Source organism: Streptomyces sp. P13-3-3 (assembly GCF_050571355.1).
Taxonomy (GTDB): domain Bacteria; phylum Actinomycetota; class Actinomycetes; order Streptomycetales; family Streptomycetaceae; genus Streptomyces; species Streptomyces althioticus.
The window spans coordinates 4753179-4771330 of record NZ_CP192228.1; the positions used below are offsets into that span (position 1 = coordinate 4753179).

Consider the following 18152-nt stretch of genomic DNA (forward strand, 5'->3'; position numbering starts at 1 on the left):
GGCGTCACCCGGCACCCTCCGGGTCCCGTACACTTCTGGTGGCGACCCGGGCCACCGGGTCGACTTCGCACGCCCCGACATCGGGACCGGTCACGACCGTGCCTCGGTGTCAGCGCCCCTCGGTCCTTCGTGGCACGGCGCGTCGTGGGCGTCAGGCGCGGGAGCCGTCCGGCACCCGCGGCACAACCGAGAAATTCAAGGAGAAACGGCCATGGCCGTCGTCACGATGCGGGAGCTGCTGGAGAGCGGCGTCCACTTCGGTCACCAGACCCGTCGCTGGAACCCGAAGATGAAGCGCTTCATCTTCACGGAGCGCAACGGCATCTACATCATCGACCTGCTCCAGTCGCTGTCGTACATCGACCGCGCCTACGAGTTCGTCAAGGAGACCGTCGCCCACGGCGGCACGGTCATGTTCGTCGGCACGAAGAAGCAGGCGCAGGAGGCCATCGCCGAGCAGGCCACCCGCGTCGGCATGCCCTACGTCAACCAGCGCTGGCTGGGCGGCATGCTCACCAACTTCTCGACCGTCTACAAGCGTCTGCAGCGCCTCAAGGAGCTCGAGCAGATCGACTTCGAGGACGTGGCCGCCTCCGGCCTCACCAAGAAGGAGCTGCTGGTCCTCTCCCGCGAGAAGGCGAAGCTGGAGAAGACCCTCGGCGGTATCCGCGAGATGCAGAAGGTGCCCAGCGCCGTCTGGATCGTGGACACCAAGAAGGAGCACATCGCGGTCGGCGAGGCCCGGAAGCTCAACATCCCGGTCGTCGCCATCCTCGACACCAACTGCGACCCCGACGAGGTCGACTACAAGATCCCGGGCAACGACGACGCGATCCGCTCCGTCACCCTGCTCACCCGCGTGATCGCCGACGCCGTCGCCGAGGGCCTCATCGCCCGTTCCGGTGGCGCCGGTGAGGGCAAGGGCGAGAAGGCCGCCGGCGAGCCGCTGGCCGAGTGGGAGCGCGACCTGCTCGAGGGCGAGAAGAAGGCCGAGGAGGCCGCTCCGGCCGCCGCCGAGGGCGAGAAGCCGGCCGAGGCGCCCGCCGCCGAGGCCCCGCAGGCCGACGCCGAGCCCAAGGCCGAGCAGGCCTGACCGCTCCGTACGAGCCGATGACGGCGGGAGCGGTGACATGACGTCCGCTCCCGCCGTTCACCCGTAGACCGGCGGTGGCCCGGGACCTGCCCACGAAGCGGTCCCGCCCCGCCGATCTTCGAACCTCCAGACTTCGAGAAAGATTCACAGACTCATGGCGAACTACACCGCCGCCGACGTCAAGAAGCTCCGGGAGCTCACCGGCGCCGGCATGATGGACTGCAAGAAGGCGCTGGACGAGGCCGACGGCAACGTCGACAAGGCCGTCGAGGCGCTCCGCATCAAGGGCCAGAAGGGCGTCGCCAAGCGCGAGGGCCGCTCCGCCGAGAACGGCGCCGTGGTCTCGGTCCTCGCCGACGACAACTCCTCCGGTGTCATCGTCGAGCTGAAGTGCGAGACGGACTTCGTCGCCAAGGGTGAGAAGTTCCAGGCCGTCGCCACCGCGATCGCCGAGCACGTCGCCAAGACCGCCCCGGCCGACATCGAGGCCCTGCTCGCCTCCGAGATCGAGGCCGGCAAGACCGTCCAGGCGTTCGTGGACGAGGCCAACGCCAACCTCGGCGAGAAGATCGTGCTGGACCGCTTCGCGCAGTTCGCCGACGGCTACGTGACGGCGTACATGCACCGCACGATGCCCGACCTGCCCCCGCAGATCGGTGTGCTCGTCGAGCTGGACAAGCCGAACGCCGAGATCGCCAAGGGCGTCGCCCAGCACATCGCCGCCTTCGCGCCGAAGTACCTCTCCAAGGAGGACGTGCCGGCCGAGGTCGTCGAGTCCGAGCGTCGCATCGCCGAGGAGACCACCCGCGCCGAGGGCAAGCCCGAGGCCGCGATCGGCAAGATCGTCGAGGGTCGCCTCAACGGCTTCTTCAAGGACGCCACGCTGCTCGGCCAGCCCTACGCGCTCGACAACAAGAAGTCCGTCCAGAAGGTCCTGGACGAGGCCGGTGTCACCCTGAAGCGCTTCTCGCGCATCAAGGTCGGCATCTGAGTCCGTACCGCGACGGGCGCGCGACCCCGATAGGGTCGACAGCAGTCGTTCGGACACGCGTCCACGCACGCGCGCGTGCCGGGCGACAGCAGATCTGACGAGGAGGCCATTGCCGCATGGGATGCGAACCACGCCCCACCGGCAATGGCCTTCTTCGTATGTGCAACACGTGAAAGAGGCGGGATTCGACCATGACGACCAAGGCTGAGAAGAGCGACGACGGCAAAGTGCGCGGCCGGTTTCTGCTGAAGCTGTCCGGAGAGGCCTTCTCCGGTGGCGGAGGCCTGGGCGTCGATCCCGACGTGGTGCACGCCATCGCCCGTGAGATCGCGGCCGTCGTACGGGACGGCGCGGAGATCGCGATCGTGATCGGCGGCGGCAACTTCTTCCGCGGAGCCGAGCTCCAGGTGCGCGGCATGGACCGCGCCCGCTCCGACTACATGGGCATGCTCGGCACCGTGATGAACTGCCTGGCCCTCCAGGACTTCCTGGAGAAGGAGGGCGTCGACTGCCGCGTGCAGACCGCCATCACCATGGGCCAGGTCGCCGAGCCCTACATCCCGCTGCGCGCCGTGCGCCACCTGGAGAAGGGCCGCGTGGTCATCTTCGGCGCCGGTATGGGCATGCCGTACTTCTCCACCGACACCACCGCCGCGCAGCGCGCCCTCGAGATCGACGCCGAGGCGCTGCTCATGGGCAAGAACGGTGTCGACGGGGTCTACGACTCCGACCCCAAGACCAACCCCGACGCCGTCAAGTTCGACTCCCTCGGCTTCGGCGAGGTCATCACCCGCAACCTCAAGGTCGCCGACGCCACGGCCGTCACCCTCTGCCGTGACAACAACCTGCCGATCGTCGTGTTCGAACTCCTCAAGGAGGGCAACATCGCCCGCGCCGTCAAGGGTGAGAAGATCGGCACGCTGGTGGACGACCAGGCCGGGCGCGACTGACCGGGGGATGGACAATGTCCTGCCGGTCGTGAACCGTGCAGGAAGAAGACGCGACGCAGCCGGCCGCCGCCCCGACCGAGGACCGCAGCCGGGCCTACTCAAGACACGCAGGAGCAAGTGGTGATCGAAGAGACCCTCCTCGAGGCCGAGGAGAAGATGGAGAAGGCCGTCGTGGTCGCCAAGGAGGACTTCGCCGCGATCCGCACCGGCCGTGCGCACCCGGCGATGTTCAACAAGATCGTGGCCGACTACTACGGCGCGCCGACGCCGATCAACCAGCTGGCCTCGTTCTCCGTGCCCGAGCCGCGCATGGCCGTGGTGACCCCGTTCGACAAGAGCGCCCTGCGCAACATCGAGCAGGCGATCCGTGACTCCGACCTGGGCGTCAACCCGAGCAACGACGGCAACATCATCCGGGTGGTGTTCCCCGAGCTGACCGAGGAGCGCCGGCGCGAGTACATCAAGGTCGCCAAGGGCAAGGGCGAGGACGCGAAGATCTCGATTCGCTCCGTGCGCCGCAAGGCGAAGGAAGCCATCGACAAGCTGATCAAGGACGGCGAGGTCGGCGAGGACGAGGGCCGCCGTGCGGAGAAGGAGCTCGACGACACCACGGCGAAGTACGTCGCCCAGGTGGACGAGCTCCTGAAGCACAAGGAAGCGGAGCTGCTCGAGGTCTGATGAACGACTCTTCCTGGGGGACGCCGCAGACCGGGTACTGGGGGCCGTCCGACCAGGGACCCGACCGGGGAGCTGTCCCGGCGGGTCCCGCGTACGATGCGCACCAAGCACAGCAGACGCGGCCCATGCCCATCGTGCCTGACGTACCCGAACACGGCGGAGACCAGGATGCGGACCGGGGGGCTGCTCGGCTGAGCGGCCCCCTGTTCCGAGACGAGCCGACGCGGGCCCGCCCCCTGCCGGGGGAGGTGCCGCAGAATCCGGAGCCCATGCCCCACGCCCCGCAGCCGGCCCCCGCACCGCAGAAGAAGAGCGCGGGGCGGGACCTCGGCGCGGCGATAGGCGTCGGCGTCGGACTCGGCGCGGTGATCGTCGCGTCGCTGTTCTTCGTCAAGGCCGTCTTCGTCGGGGTGATCGCGGTCGCCGTCGTGGTGGGCCTGTGGGAGCTGACGACGCGGCTGGACGAGCGCAAGGGGATCAAGGCGCCCCTCGTCCCACTGGCGCTGGGCGGCGCGGCGATGGTCGTCGCCGGGTACGCCCGGGGCGCGGAGGGCGCGTGGGTCGCCATGGCGCTCACCACGCTGGCGGTGCTGGTGTGGCGCATGACGGCACCGCCGGAGGGCTACCTCAAGGACGTCACGGCGGGCGTCTTCGCGGTGTTCTACGTCCCCTTCCTGGCGACGTTCGTCGCGATGCTGCTGAAGGCCGAGGACGGCCCCTGGCGCGTGCTGACCTTCCTGCTGCTCACCGTGGTCAGCGACACCGGCGCGTACGCGGTCGGCTGGCGCTTCGGCAAGCGCAAGCTCGCCCCGCGCATCAGCCCCGGCAAGACCCGCGAGGGCCTGCTGGGCGCGGTCGGCTTCTCGATGGCGGCGGGCGCGCTGTGCATGCAGTTCCTCATCGACGACGGCCAGTGGTGGCAGGGCCTGCTGCTGGGTCTCGCGGTCGCCGCGAGCGCCACGCTGGGCGACCTCGGTGAGTCGATGATCAAACGTGACCTCGGCATCAAGGACATGGGCACGCTGCTGCCGGGCCACGGCGGCATCATGGACCGCCTGGACTCCCTCCTGCCGACGGCGCCGGTGGTGTGGCTGCTGCTGGCGGTCTTCGTGGGGTCGGGCTGAGGTTCCTCTCGTAGCGCCATGACCTTTGGGCCCTCGTCCCGCTGGGACGGGGGCCCGAATGCTGTCCACATGCCGAACAGGTCCTGCGATCGTGACGACGAAAGGGGCCGCTGGTGATCACCTTGCACCTGCTGCATGAGCAAGGCGGCGCGTCCGTCAGGGCTGCCGTCTCGGCGTTCGAAGCGCGTCACAGTCACGGCGGTGCCGAGCCCGACCGGGAGCGGGCGGAGCAGCACTTCGTCCTGCTGTCCGCAGCGATCGCGGGGGCGTGGCCCCGGCCGGCGGCGGCCTCGCGGGCGGCGGAGCGCGAGGCCGTCCACGTGTTGCTGGCGGTCGGCGACGTGCCCGGTCACCGCTGCCCCGTCTGCGTCAGGCCTCAGGCACCCCTCCCTCAGCCGACGGCCGGCGCCGGAGGCGACATGACGGACGACGAGCGTGCGGAGCACGAGGCCCGCCTTCGCGGACTGCTCTACCTGTCCTGTCCCGACGCCCCGGCCGGCGCCCTGGAAGCCACGGCCGAAGCCATCACACGGAGCGCCGGGCGCGTGCCCGCCGCGGCAGTCCCGGAGGCCGCTGATCTCGCCCGCCCCCGGCAGCCCTACAGCGCGGACCCCCTGAACCTGTGCGGGGCGGACCTCCGCGGCGCGGCGCTCATGGGCGCGGACCTGCGCCATGCGGACGCCTATGGCGCGGACCTGAGCGGTGCGGATCTGACCGGCGCGGATCTGAGCCACGCGAACCTGACGGGCGTGGACCTGAGGCACGCCCATCTCACCGGCGCGAACCTGACCGACGCGAACCTGAGCAACGCGCAGCTGAGTCACGCGAACATGAACGGCGCTGTTCTGCGGGACGCGGCACTGACCGACACGGACCTGCGCTCCGCGCTGCTGTGCGGCGTGGACCTGACCGGCGCGGACCTGATGTACGCGGACATGACCGACGCGCACCTGAGGGGCGCGGTCCTCACGGCGGCGGACCTGTCCGAAGCGGTCCTCACGGGCGCGGACGTCTCCGAAGCGGTCCTCATGGGGGCGGACCTGTCCGGAGCCGTCCTCACGGGCTCGGCGCTCGAGGACGCCACGATCCCGTGCCCGGATCACCGCTGACCGGGGTCGGTCAGTGACGATCCCGTGACCGGATCACCGCTGACCGGGGCCGGTCAGTACGCGCGTGCCACGACGGCGATGTTGCCAGGCTGGTCGTCGCTCACGGGAACGGAACCGTCCGCCGCGACCAAACACCGCACGGTGACGCCCTGCTCGGCGAGCTTGGCCTCACCCTCCACGCCCAGGGTTTCCCAGGCGATGCGCGCCCAGCCGGTGCTCGCCGCCTCCGCGGCCTCCTCGACCGTGGTCACCTCGACGGTGCGGTCGTCGCGACGCTGACGGGACTGGGCCAGCAGAAGCGCCTGGTCGTCCTCCAGCACCGTGGGCAGGATCTCGGGCAGCGCCCCGATCGGCGTCGGCTCCTTGCTTCCCGCCACGCGACGGACCAGCGCGGCGGTGCCGTTCTCCACGTCACGCGGCCCGACCTCGACGCGTACCGGCACCCCCTTGAGCTCCCAGTCGACCGCGCGGCGGCCGAACGGCGTGTCGGTGCGGTCGTCGACCTGCACGCGGACACCGGCCGTCCTCAACCGGTCGGCGATCCCACGGACCGTGTCCAGGACCGCGTCGTCGCCCTTGACAGCCACGACGACCACCTGAACCGGGGCCAGACGCGGTGGGACGCGAAGGCCGTCGTCGTCGCCGTGCGTCATCACCAGCGCGCCGACCATCCGGGTAGTGGAACCCCACGACGTCTGCCAGACGTGTTCCTCACGGCCGTCCTTCGACAGGTAGCGCGTCCCGAACGCCTTGGCGAAGTTCTGGCCCAGTTCGTGGCTCGTGGCCAGCTGGAGGGCCTTGCCGTCGCCCATCATGCCTTCCAGAGTGAGCGTGTTGATCGCGCCGGCGAACCGCTCCCTGACCGTCTTGCGACCCGGTACGACGTCCATGGCGAGGACGTTCACCAGGAAGTCGGCGTACACCTCCTGGTGGATGCGCGCGGCGTAGTCCCGGGCGTCCTCGTAGGTGGCGTGTGCCGTGTGGCCTTCCTGCCACAGGAATTCCGTCGTACGGAGGAACACCCGCGGCCGCAGCTCCCAGCGGACCACGTTCGCCCACTGGTTGATCAGCAGCGGGAGGTCGCGGTAGCTCTGCACCCACTTGGAGAAGTAGTCGTTGACGATCGTCTCGGACGTGGGGCGGACGACGACGGGCTCCTCCAGCTCCTTGCCCCCACCGTGCGTGACCACGGCCAGTTCCGGCGCGAACCCCTCGACGTGCTCGGCTTCCTTCGTCAGGTACGACTGCGGGATGAAGAGGGGAAAGTACGCGTTCTGCGCGCCGGCCGCCTTGATCCGGGCGTCCACCTCCTGCTGCATCCGCTCCCACAGGCCGTACCCGTACGGTCGCACGACCATGGTGCCGCGCACCGGCCCGTTGTCGGCCAGCTCGGCCTTGCCGACCAGGTCCTGGTACCAGCGGGGGAAGTCGTCCGCGCGGGGTGTGAGAACGGGTGCCTTTGCCATGGCGCGCAGAGTAGGACGCGGCCCGGCCGGGGCGCGACCCGATTACGGCGTGACCGGCAGCCCCGCGGCAACGCCCTCTTCCTGCTGCACTCCGTCTGGGGAACTGCGGGCACCAGCAGCCACAGATCCGACGTGTGGTACGCCAGCGTCTGCGGGTCAGCCTGATCCGCATACGGGATCTTTCACACCGGTGATGTCCGATCGTCGTCGGATCCGGCGCCTCTGACGAGCTGGCGGCCTAGAGTGATCGGAATGCGGTGGGGGAGTCGCCCGACGTGGGCTCGGTGGTTGGTGGCTGTGTACGTCGTCGGATTTCTCGAAGGAACGGTGGCGCACGCGTACTTCTTGGTGGCGGGCGGGCCGGCCGCGTACAGCTACGCGCCGGTACCGGTGCAACTGCTGTTCCACGCTCTCCTCCTGCTGGATCCGTTGGCGGCCCTGCTGACCGTCCGTGTCCACCCACTCGGGCCGCTCCTTTGTGCTGGCATCATGCTCGTCGACCTCACTGCGAACTGGTGGGTTCAGTGGGATGCCGTCCTGACGCACCCGGCTGCCTTCGTCCGTCCGGTCGGGCTCTTGCCCATGACGCTCTTCGGCGTATTGGTGCTGAGTGCGGCCTTCCCGCTGAGTCGCGCACTGGCATCCACCGCTGACGTCAACGACGCCGGACGACGACGTACCAAGCCGGTCACCGACGGCTCGGCGACCGACGGTGTCGGCGCTTGATGCTTGGTCGCCGACCACTGTGACCGAACTAATGAAGCGGTGCGGTGTCGCCCACGGCGACGACGGCTGTGCTGACAGCGCCGACGATGGACGGCAACGGCACTCGGCGGCACGGCTCGATGAGTGGCGCGCAAGCGTCGAGTGATCGCCCCCGGGCCGTCGGAGGCGCTCAAGAGCGACCAGCGACGCCCCCCACCGACAGGTGTGGCCCCCGACACCCGCAGGTCACCCATCTGGATCTGCGACACTGGTACAGCCATGCCTAAGCCCGGAGAACTTACATTCGTCGCGCCGCGCGGAGCCAAGAAGCCGCCGCGGCATCTTGCCGATCTCACGCCTGCCGAGCGCAAGGAGGCGGTCGTCGCGGTCGGTGAGAAGCCGTTCCGTGCCAAGCAGCTCTCGCAGCACTACTTCGCGCGGTACGCGCACGATCCGGAGCAGTGGACCGACATCCCCGCCGGTTCGCGCGGCAAGCTGCGGGAAGCGCTGCTTCCCGAGCTGATGAGCGTCGTGCGGCACCTGTCCACCGACCAGGGGACGACCCGCAAGACGCTGTGGAAGCTGTTCGACGGGACGCTCGTCGAGTCCGTGCTGATGCGGTACCCGGACCGGGTCACCATGTGCATCAGCTCGCAGGCCGGCTGCGGCATGAACTGCCCGTTCTGCGCGACCGGGCAGGCGGGGCTGGACCGGAACCTGTCCACCGCCGAGATCGTGCACCAGATCGTCGACGGCATGCGCGCGCTCCGCGAGGGCGAGGTGCCCGGCGGGCCCGCGCGGCTGAGCAACATCGTGTTCATGGGCATGGGCGAGCCCCTCGCCAACTACAACCGCGTCGTCGGCGCCATCCGCCGCCTCACCGACCCCGAGCCCGACGGCCTCGGCCTGTCGCAGCGCGGGATCACCGTGTCCACCGTCGGTCTCGTCCCGGCGATCCACCGGTTCTCCGACGAGGGCTTCAAGTGCCGCCTGGCGATCTCGCTGCACGCCCCCGACGACGAGCTCCGCGACACCCTCGTCCCCGTGAACACACGGTGGAAGGTGCGCGAGGTGCTCGACGCCGGGTTCGAGTACGCGGCGAAGTCCGGGCGCCGGCTGTCCATCGAGTACGCGCTGATCCGGGACATCAACGATCAGGCGTGGCGCGGTGACCGGCTCGGGCGCATGCTCAAGGGGCGTCCCGTGCACGTCAACCTCATCCCGCTCAACCCGACGCCCGGCTCCAAGTGGACCGCGTCGCGGCCCGAGGACGAGAAGGCGTTCGTCGAGGCGATCGCCGCGCACGGTGTGCCGGTGACGATCCGGGACACCCGTGGTCAGGAGATCGACGGGGCGTGTGGTCAGCTCGCCGCCACCGAGCGGTAGTCTGACCGGCGTCAACACATCTGCATATTCCGACAGGGGAGCGCCACAGCGCTGAGAGTGCGGCACCGGCCGCAGACCCTCCGAACCTGGCCCAGGTCATTCTGGGTAGGGAGATCGGTCATCACTCGAGCTGTTGCGCCCTGCCCGGGACCCCGCCGGGGATCCCGGGCAGGGCCGCGTCTCTTCCTGGTCACTCCAGGAGGAATCAAGTGGGCATCACCAAGAAGGTCACCGTCCTGGCCGTCGGGCTGGGGCTCGTCACACTGTCCGCCTGCGGCTCGTCCGGCGGGGACGGCGGCGGCGCCGGCGGCGAGGGCTCGAAGACCGTGACCCTCGTCAGTCACAACTCGTGGGCCGTGTCCGAGGACGTCGTCGCCGCCTTCGAGAAGCAGTCCGGATACAAGCTCAAGGTCCTCGAGGACGGCGACGCCGGGCAGGCCGTGAACAAGGCGATCCTGACCAAGGACAACCCCCAGGGCGACGTCTTCTTCGGCGTCGACAACACCCTGCTGTCCCGCGCCCTCGACAACGGCCTCTTCCAGTCCTACGAGGCCAAGGGCTCCGACCTGATCCTGCCCGAGTACCGGGTCGACGAGGACAAGCACCGCGTCACCCCCGTCGACACCGGCGACGTCTGCGTCAACTACGACAAGGCGTGGTTCCAGAAGAAGAAGCTGACCCCGCCGAAGACCTTCGACGACCTGGCCAAGCCCGCCTACAAGGACCTCCTCGTCGTCGAGAACGCCGCCACCTCCTCGCCCGGCCTCGGCTTCCTGCTCGGCACCGCCGCCGAGTACGGGGACAAGGGGTGGGAGGACTACTGGGGGAAGCTCAAGGACAACGGCGTCAAGGTCGTCGACGGCTGGGAGCAGGCGTACAACGAGGAGTTCTCCGGCTCGGCCGGTGGCAAGAAGGCCAAGGCCGACCGCCCGCTCGTCGTGTCGTACGCCTCCTCGCCGCCCGCCGAGGTGATCTACGCCGACCCGCGGCCCGACACGGCGCCCACCGGCGTCGCCGAGGGCACCTGCTTCCGCCAGGTCGAGTACGCCGGTCTGCTGAGCAACGCCAGGAACCCCGAGGGCGGCAAGGCGCTCCTGGACTTCATGGCCGGCAAGACCTTCCAGGAGGACATGCCGCTCAACATGTTCGTGTATCCGGTGCGTGAGGGCGCCCAGGTGCCGGAGGAGTTCGTGCAGTTCGGGCCGCAGGCGAAGGAGCCGCGGACCATGGACCCGGCGAAGATCGCCGAAAACCGTGACCAGTGGGTCAAGTCGTGGACCTCGCTCGTACTGAAGTGACACCGCGGCGGCCCGGATGGTGGCGCCGCAACGCGGCCCGGCTCGGCCTCATGGCCGTGCCGGCCGCGTTCTTCGCCGTCTTCTTCGCCTACCCGGTCGCCGCGATCGTCGCCCGAGGGCTGAAGACCGACGGCGGCTGGCAGCCCGGGCGGATCGCGGACGTGCTCGGCCAGTCCGACATCCGCCAGGTGCTGTGGTTCACCACCTGGCAGGCGCTCCTCTCCACGGCCCTCACCCTGGTGATCGCCCTGCCTGGCGCCTACGCCCTGGCCCGCTTCGACTTCCCCGGCCGACAGGTGCTGCGCGCGGTGATCACCGTGCCGTTCGTGCTGCCGACGGTCGTCGTCGGCACGGCGTTCATGGCGCTCGTCGGGCGCGGCGGGCTGCTGGACGAGCTGTGGGGCGTGCGCCTGGACACCACGGTCTGGGCGATCCTCCTCGCGCACGTCTTCTTCAACTACGCCGTGGTCGTCCGCACCGTGGGCGGGCTGTGGGCGCAGCTCGACCCGCGCCAGGAGGAGGCCGCGCGGATGCTCGGCGCCTCCCGCCTCACCGCCTGGCGCACGGTCACCCTCCCGGCGCTCGCGCCCGCCGTGGCCGCCGCCGCGCTGATGGCCTTCCTCTTCACCTTCACGTCGTTCGGCGTGGTGCAGATCCTCGGCGGACCCGCCTTCTCCACCCTGGAGGTGGAGATCTACCGGCAGACCGCGGACATCTTCGACCTGTCCACGGCCGCCGTCCTCACGCTGATCCAGTTCGTCGCCGTCGGTGCGATCCTCGCCCTGCACGCCTGGACCGTGCGGCGCCGGGAGACCGCGCTGCGGCTCGTCGACGCCTCGGCCACCGCCCGCCGCCCGCGCGGGGCCGGGCAGTGGGCGCTGCTCGGCGGGGTCGTCGCCACGGTCGTCGTCCTCCTGCTCCTGCCGCTCGCCGTTCTGGTGCAGCGGTCCTTCGCCGGCGTCGGTCTCGCCTACTACCGGGCGCTGACCGAGGCCGACGGCGGCGTCTTCCTGGTCGCCCCGATCGAGGCGATCGGCAACTCCCTGCGCTACGCCGTCACCGCCACCGTGATCGCCGTGGTGATCGGCGGTCTCGCCGCCGTCGCGCTGACCCGGCGGGACGCGGGACGGCTGGTGCGCGGGTTCGACGCGCTGCTGATGCTGCCCCTCGGCGTGTCCGCGGTGACCGTCGGCTTCGGCTTCCTCATCGCTCTCGACGAGCCCCCGCTGGACCTGCGCGCCTCCTGGATCCTGGTGCCGCTCGCGCAGGCACTGGTCGGCGTCCCCTTCGTCGTACGGACCATGCTGCCGGTGCTGCGCGCGGTGGACGTGCGGCTCAGGGAGGCGGCGTCGGTGCTGGGGGCGTCGCCGTGGCGGGCGTGGCGGGAGGTGGACCTGCCGCTGGTGCGGCGGGCGCTGCTGATCGCCGCCGGGTTCGCCTTCGCGGTGTCGCTGGGGGAGTTCGGGGCGACGGTGTTCATCGCGCGGCCGGACAACCCCACCCTGCCGGTGGCCGTGGCGCGGCTGCTGGGGCGGCCCGGGGACCTCAACTACGGGCAGGCGATGGCCCTGTCGACGATTCTGATGATCGTGTGCGCCGTGGCTCTGCTCGTGCTGGAGCGGCTGCGGACCGACCGGACGGGGGAGTTCTAGATGCCCACCGACAGCCAGCCGCCCACCGGGGCCCAGCTGCCCACCGAGAACCAGCCGCCTACCGAGAGCCGGCCGTCCACCGACAGGCAGCCGCCCACCGACAGCCACCTGCCCGTCCACGGCACGCCGTCCGTCCACGGCAAGCCGCCCGCCGACAGCCTGCTGCGTCTCGAGGACGCGACCGTCCGCTTCGGCGGCCGGGCCGCGCTGGACTCCGTCGGCCTCGGTGTCGCCGAGCACGAGATCGTGTGCGTGCTCGGGCCCAGCGGCAGCGGCAAGTCCACGCTGCTGCGCGCGGTCGCCGGGCTCCAGCCGCTGGACGCCGGGCGGGTCCTGCTCGACGGTCGTGACCAGGCGGGCGTGCCCGCGCACCGGCGGGGCGTCGGGCTGATGTTCCAGGACCACCAGCTGTTCCCGCAGCGGGACGTGGGAGGCAACGTGGCCTTCGGCCTGCGCATGCACGGCGCGCCCCGCGCCGAACAGGTGCGGCGCGTGAAGGAGTTGCTGGAGCTGGTCGGGCTGCCCGGGGCGTCCGGGCGGGCCGTCGCCGCCCTGTCCGGGGGTGAGCAGCAGCGGGTGGCGCTGGCCCGTGCGCTCGCGCCCAGCCCGCGGCTGCTGATGCTCGACGAGCCGCTCGGCCAGCTCGACCGGTCGCTCAGGGAGCGTCTCGTCGTCGAACTGCGGGACCTGTTCGGCCGGCTGGGCACCACGGTGCTGGCCGTGACGCACGACCAGGGCGAGGCGTTCGCGCTCGCCGACCGGGTGGTGGTGATGCGCGACGGGCGGATCGCCCAGTCCGGCACGCCGCTCGAGGTGTGGCAGCGGCCCGCCGACGCCTTCGTGGCCCGCTTCCTCGGCTTCGAGAACGTCGTCGAGGCGAGCGTCGCCGACGGCGTCGCCGTCACTCCCTGGGGCAAGGTGCCGGTGCCGCCGGACGCGCCCGAGGGCACGCGGCCCCTGCTGGTCCGGCCGGCCGGGGTCCGGCTGGTCCCGGCCGGGGAGGGACTGCGCTGCACGGTGACCGCGCGCACCTTCCGCGGCACCCATGTCGCCGTGCGTCTCCAGCCGGAGGACGCGCCCCCGCTGGAGGCGGCCTGCGCGCTGCGGGACGCCCCGGACGTCGGGGACGTCACCGGCGTGGAGTTCGACGGCGCGGAAATCGCCGTGCTCGGCTGATCGCCGTTGCCTAGGGTGAGCGGCATGACACGACTGGCTCACGAGCGCTACTGCGACGAGATCGCCCATCAGATCGGGGAGTTGAGGTCGGTGGTGACCTCGGGGGCGGACCTGTCCCGCGCGGTGCCGACCACACCCGACTGGACGCTGGAACAACTCGTACGGCACCTCGGCGGCGCCCTGCGCTGGATGGCTCTGATGGTGCGGACGGGGGCCGAGAAGGAGACCCCCGAGGAGGACGTGCCGGGCTTCGACGGGCCCGAGGCGCGCGGGGACGCCGCCGTCCTGGACGCCTGGCTGGCGGAGAGCGGCGACCTGGCCGTCGGCGCGCTGCGGGATGCCGGGCCGGACGCCCGGGTGTGGAGCTGGGCGGGCATCGAGAACGCCGGCTTCTGGGCCCGCCGTATGACCCATGAGGTGACCGTGCACCGCGCGGACGCCACGCTCGCCGCCGGACTGCCCTACGAGGTCGCGCCCGAGGTGGCCGCCGACGCGGTCGACGAGTGGCTGGAGATCGTGGAGTGGGCGCAGCGGACGCTGCCCGACGACGAGGTGCACGAGCTGCGCGGACCCCTGCGCACGATCCACCTGCACGCCACCGACACCGGACCCGAGGCCGAGGCGGAGTGGCTGATCAGGCTGGACGAGGAGGGGGTGTCCTGGAGCCGGGACCACGAGAAGGCCACGGTCGCGCTGCGCGGGCCGCTCACCTGGGTGCTGCTCGCCTTCTACCGCCGTATCCCGCTGGACGACGCCCGCATCGAGGTCCTCGGTGAGCGCTCGGTGCTCGAACACTGGCTGGACCGGGCCACGTTCGGCTGACGGCAGCTCAACGGCGAGCGGCCCGCCCCCGGTTCGGGGACGGGCCGCAGGCGTTTCCGTGAGGCGTCAGCGCTGGCTGTTCGCCCCGCGGCGGCGCATGCCGAAGAAGACGGCGCCGCCACCGATGGCGACCAGGGCGGCCGCGACACCGGCGATCATGCCGGTGTTGGAGTTGGCGCCGGTCTCGGCGAGGTTGGACTCACCGGCCGGGGACGGGGCGTTGTCCGACGTGTCCGCCGGGGGAGCGCTCTCGCTCGTGCTCTCCGACGGGGCCGGGGTCGGCTCCTCGCTCTCCTCGGCCGGGGCCGAGGTCTCCTCCGACGGCGTCGGCTCGGGGGACGGGGACTCCTCCTCGTCCTCCTTGCACGGCGTCGACGGCGTCACCAGGTTCGGCTTGATGTCCTCGTCCACGTACGGCTTGGCCGTGACGTGGATGCGGTACTCGGCGTTGGGCTTCCAGTCCTCCTCGAAGGTGATGGTGGTGCCCTTCTTGGACCCCTTGACCACCTGCTCGCCGATCTTCTCGATGTCGGCGCCGTTGTTCTGGAGGAACACGGTCACGGTGGCGGGGACGCCGGCCGGGTCGACGTCGGTGACGGTGATGACACCCTTGTCACCTTCGCACTTGGCCTCGGCCGAGAACTCGTTGATGTTGCACGCCGCGGCGTTGCCGGCGGCACCGAGCGCGAGCGCGGCGGACGCGGAGACGACACCGAGGGCGCGCACGGAGCGGGTCACGGTACGGCGTGATACGGACAGAACTGCCACGTTTGTCCTTTACATGATGCGCAAATGCGGGGGGTTGAGGGAGGCGTGATGAAGAATCAGCACTCCCATGAGGCTCCCAGGTCTATAAGCGCCGCATAAGTAGTGTCAACGCATATGCCTACCGGGGACCCGGGCTTTGCCTATTTGTTAACCACCCGTACGTTTACGCGCCCTCGGGACCGCATCGATTCGGCCGCAGCGTCCGAGAACGGTCACCGACCGTGAACGGAGGCGCAGTTAAGGCCGGCGGCAGGACAACACCCCTGCCGCCAGCCTACGTTGCCGTCAGCCCTCCACGGCCGCCGGGTCCATCCAGACGACCTCCCAGGTGTGGCCGTCGAGGTCGTCGAAGGAGCGGCCGTACATGAAGCCGAGGTCCTGGGTGTCACCGGCCACGGAGCCGCCCGCCGCCAGCGCCTTCTCCACCAGTTCGTCGACCTTCTCCCGGCTCTCGGCGCTCAGCGCCAGCAGTACCTCGCTGCTCGTGCGGGCGTCCGCGATCTCCTTCTTCGTGAACTGCGCGTACTTCTCCTTGGTCAGCAGCATCGCGATGATCGTGTCGCTGATCACGACGGACGCCGTGGACTCGTCGCTGAACTGCTCGTTGATGGAGTAGCCGAGCGCCGTGTAGAACGTCCGCGACGCGTCGATGTTCTCGACGGGCAGGTTCACGAAGATCATCTGCTGGTACATGACGGGGCCTCTCCCTGTAAGTGGTGCCGTTCGAGGGGGTAGACCCCGGGTCCGAGCGGAACTCATCGCCCAGGGGGAAGGTTTTTTCGGCCGTGTCCGCTCAGCCGCCCAGCGGCCACGCCGACAGCTCGGCCACTGCCACGGTGAGCGGTCCGAACAGGGCGAGCAGCGCGGCCGCGCGCAGGACGGCGGCCCGGCGCAGCGTCCCCGCGGGCGCCCCCAGCCGCCGCAGCGAGGCCGTGGTGTCCGCGTGCGCCTGCTTGGCCTCGACGGCCGCGGTGAGCAGCGTCGCCACCGTGCAGCCGACCACCAGCAGCACCCCGAGCACCACGAGCGGACCGGCCGACGGGTCGTCCCGGTCGTGCAGCGACGCCATCGCGTACGCGGCCGACACCACCGCGCAGACCACGCCCAGCGGGCGTCCGATGCGCGTCGCCTCCGTCATCAGCACCCGCCCGGCCAGCAGTCGCAGCGCGCCCGGCCGCACCGCCTGGAGCAGCCGCCCGCACAGATGGGCGAGTCCGGGTCCGACCAGGGCCAGTCCGAGGGAGGTCAGGGCCAGCCCGAGGAACGCCGCCGGACCGCCCTCGGAGCCGGTACGGCTCGTCAGCGCCTCCACCGCCAGCCCCACCGCGAGCACCGCGATCCCCCAGGGCAGCCCCGACGGGGCGGCGGTCGACACGGGGGGCGGGACCACGGCGGGGGAGCCGTCGGCGGTTTCCTCCGCCGCGTCGGCCGAGGGCGCCTCCGCGCCGGCCTGCTCCGGCGCGGGCAGCTCCGTGGCCGTGCGCCGCTCGCGCGCGGCGGCCCCGAACTGCCGGCCGAACCGCCCGTACGCGCCGAAGGACTCCCGCACCGGCGTGCGCCGGTAGGCGCCGAACCGGCCGTACGCCGGTGCCGTCCGGCCCGCGCCCGTCACCGGGTCGCGCGGCCGCAGCGTCATGGCCACCGCGGCCGACGCGCTGAGCGGCACCAGGGCCAGCAGTGTCAGCGCGGCCGGGAGCGGCAGGGGGCGCCCCGCGGCCAGGAACTCCCGCGCGCCTCCGCCGAGGGGCATCCCGGTCAGGTCGCCGCGGAGCTGGAGGAAGACCAGCAGCGCCAGCACGGAACCGAGCAGGCAGGCCGCGGCCGTGGTCGCCGCCGAGATCGCCATCAGCTTGACCGGGCCGAGCCCGACCGCCGACAGACCGGGCCGGGGCCGGGTCGCCGGGTCGGTGCGGGCGACCGCGAGCGCGAGGTAGACGGTGGACGCCAGCGGGCCCGCGCACCAGGCCAGCCGGAGCGCGGAGGCGGCGGGGTCGGGGTGGCTCAGGGCGTGGCCGAGGGCGCTCAGCAGCAGGAAACCCGTGCCGGCCGACGCGCCCGCGACGAGGAGCCTGCGGACCTGGACGGCGGGCTGCGCCCCGAGGCTCAGACGGAGAGCGAGCACGCCGCCCGGCCTTCCGACTCGGCCGGTCCGGAGACCGGGGGGAGGTGGACGGTCCGCACGCACCGTCCGTCGAGCAGCGACACCGTGCGGTCGGCGAGGGCGGCGGTCTGCGCCTCGTGCGTCGCCAGGACCACGGTGATGCCGTGCGAACGGGCCGCCGTGGTCAAGGTGCGCAGTACGTGGGCGCGGTCGACGCGGTGCAGCGGGGCGGTCGGCTCGTCGGCGAACAGCACCGACGGCGCCGGGGCCAGTGCCCGGGCGATGCACACGCGCTGGCGCTCCGCGTGCGTCAGCTCCACGGGGTGCCTGCGCGCCCGGTCGCCGACGTCGAGACGCTCCAGCCACTCCAGGGCGGCCGCCTTCGCGCGGCGGCGCCCGGTGCCGCGCAGCATGAGGGGCAGCGCGGCGTTCTCCCACACGTTCAGCTCGGGCACCAGCACCGGGGCCGGGTCGATCCAGCCGAACCGGTCGCGGCGCAGCCGCTCCCGGGCCGCCGGACCCATGGTGTGCACGGGCACGCTGTTGAACCAGACCTCGCCGTCGTTCGCGGGCACCAGGCCGGACAGACAGCGCAGCAGGGTCGACTTGCCGCTGCCGCGCGGGCCTGAGACGGCGAGGATCTCGCCCTCCCGGACACCGAGCGAGACCCCGCTCAGGCCGGGCGAGCCGTCGTCGTGACGGAAGTGCAGGGCGCGCGCCCAGAGCACGTCGTTGTCCGGTGGGGCCACCATGGCGTACACCTCGGTTCGGATCGGAAATGCCGTGCGCTCTTCGGGTAATTCCCCCGTCCGGGGGAACGAAGGGCGGGCCGA

17 protein-coding genes and 1 riboswitch are annotated in these 18152 nt (G+C 71.2%); of the genes, 12 read left to right on the forward strand and 5 right to left on the reverse strand.

The features are described 5' to 3' along the window. Positions 1–211 precede the first annotated feature (211 nt). The 6 genes from rpsB (at position 212) to ACQZOG_RS21885 (ending at position 5945) form a co-directional block, all read left to right on the forward strand. Positions 212–1093: a 30S ribosomal protein S2 gene (gene rpsB / locus ACQZOG_RS21860; protein WP_033275925.1), complete on the forward strand. Its 882-nt coding sequence runs from the start codon at positions 212–214 to the stop codon at positions 1091–1093. Positions 1094–1247: 154 nt separating this feature from the next. Next, positions 1248–2084 (forward strand): translation elongation factor Ts, encoded by an 837-nt coding sequence (tsf, locus tag ACQZOG_RS21865; RefSeq protein WP_033275926.1) that lies wholly within the window; start codon positions 1248–1250, stop codon positions 2082–2084. A gap of 191 nt (positions 2085–2275) precedes the next feature. Beyond that, complete coding sequence (gene pyrH, locus ACQZOG_RS21870) at positions 2276–3034, forward strand: UMP kinase (RefSeq protein ID WP_033275927.1); 759 nt, start codon at positions 2276–2278, stop codon at positions 3032–3034. Between the two features lie 120 nt (positions 3035–3154). Next, complete coding sequence (gene frr / locus ACQZOG_RS21875; protein WP_006136598.1) at positions 3155–3712, forward strand: ribosome recycling factor; 558 nt, start codon at positions 3155–3157, stop codon at positions 3710–3712. After that, a complete protein-coding gene (locus ACQZOG_RS21880) occupies positions 3712–4836 on the forward strand; it encodes a phosphatidate cytidylyltransferase (protein ID WP_078493020.1) in 1125 nt (374 codons plus the stop codon). Before frr ends, ACQZOG_RS21880 begins: the two co-directional genes overlap by 1 nt. Before the next feature lie 113 nt (positions 4837–4949). Then, complete coding sequence (locus ACQZOG_RS21885; RefSeq protein ID WP_430741733.1) at positions 4950–5945, forward strand: pentapeptide repeat-containing protein; 996 nt, start codon at positions 4950–4952, stop codon at positions 5943–5945. Positions 5946–5998: 53 nt separating this feature from the next. On the opposite strand, the gene proS is transcribed toward ACQZOG_RS21885, so the two are convergent. Further along, positions 5999–7411 carry a proline--tRNA ligase gene (proS, locus tag ACQZOG_RS21890; RefSeq protein WP_430741734.1) on the reverse strand — a complete coding sequence of 471 codons (1413 nt, stop codon included), beginning with the start codon at positions 7409–7411 and terminating at the stop codon, positions 5999–6001. Between the two features lie 297 nt (positions 7412–7708). Here proS and ACQZOG_RS21895 point away from each other — a divergent pair, with 297 nt between their 5' ends. The 6 genes from ACQZOG_RS21895 (at position 7709) to ACQZOG_RS21920 (ending at position 14450) form a co-directional block, all read left to right on the forward strand. Next, positions 7709–8137, forward strand: a complete 429-nt coding sequence (locus ACQZOG_RS21895) for a hypothetical protein (RefSeq protein ID WP_193456564.1) — start codon at positions 7709–7711, stop codon at positions 8135–8137. 258 nt (positions 8138–8395) lie between these two features. Next, a complete protein-coding gene (gene rlmN / locus ACQZOG_RS21900) occupies positions 8396–9502 on the forward strand; it encodes a 23S rRNA (adenine(2503)-C(2))-methyltransferase RlmN (RefSeq protein ID WP_019523288.1) in 1107 nt (368 codons plus the stop codon). A gap of 24 nt (positions 9503–9526) precedes the next feature. Continuing rightward, positions 9527–9632, forward strand: a riboswitch (TPP riboswitch). Between the two features lie 79 nt (positions 9633–9711). Beyond that, the gene (locus ACQZOG_RS21905; RefSeq protein ID WP_230229258.1) at positions 9712–10800 is read left to right on the forward strand and encodes a thiamine ABC transporter substrate-binding protein; all 1089 of its coding nucleotides are present in this window, start codon (positions 9712–9714) and stop codon (positions 10798–10800) included. Then, entirely contained in the window at positions 10776–12452 is a 1677-nt protein-coding gene (locus ACQZOG_RS21910; RefSeq protein ID WP_430741735.1) for an ABC transporter permease, read from the forward strand. The genes ACQZOG_RS21905 and ACQZOG_RS21910 overlap by 25 nt, the downstream gene beginning before the upstream one ends. After that, positions 12453–13628: an ABC transporter ATP-binding protein gene (locus ACQZOG_RS21915; protein WP_430741736.1), complete on the forward strand. Its 1176-nt coding sequence runs from the start codon at positions 12453–12455 to the stop codon at positions 13626–13628. Between the two features lie 24 nt (positions 13629–13652). Next, complete coding sequence (locus ACQZOG_RS21920) at positions 13653–14450, forward strand: maleylpyruvate isomerase family mycothiol-dependent enzyme (RefSeq protein ID WP_033275932.1); 798 nt, start codon at positions 13653–13655, stop codon at positions 14448–14450. Positions 14451–14516: 66 nt separating this feature from the next. Here the strand turns inward: ACQZOG_RS21920 and ACQZOG_RS21925 are convergent, their stop codons facing one another. From ACQZOG_RS21925 to ACQZOG_RS21940, 4 genes are all read right to left on the reverse strand, one after another. After that, on the reverse strand, positions 14517–15188 hold the full coding sequence (locus ACQZOG_RS21925; protein WP_033275933.1) for an LAETG motif-containing sortase-dependent surface protein: 672 nt from the start codon (positions 15186–15188) through the stop codon (positions 14517–14519). Between the two features lie 315 nt (positions 15189–15503). Next, on the reverse strand, positions 15504–15911 hold the full coding sequence (locus tag ACQZOG_RS21930; protein ID WP_033275934.1) for a VOC family protein: 408 nt from the start codon (positions 15909–15911) through the stop codon (positions 15504–15506). Positions 15912–16011: 100 nt separating this feature from the next. Continuing rightward, positions 16012–17340, reverse strand: coding sequence for a hypothetical protein (locus ACQZOG_RS21935; protein ID WP_058917035.1), 1329 nt, complete (start codon positions 17338–17340; stop codon positions 16012–16014). Further along, the gene (locus ACQZOG_RS21940) at positions 17322–18071 is read right to left on the reverse strand and encodes an ABC transporter ATP-binding protein (protein ID WP_033275936.1); all 750 of its coding nucleotides are present in this window, start codon (positions 18069–18071) and stop codon (positions 17322–17324) included. The genes ACQZOG_RS21935 and ACQZOG_RS21940 overlap by 19 nt, the downstream gene beginning before the upstream one ends. Positions 18072–18152: the final 81 nt, after the last annotated feature.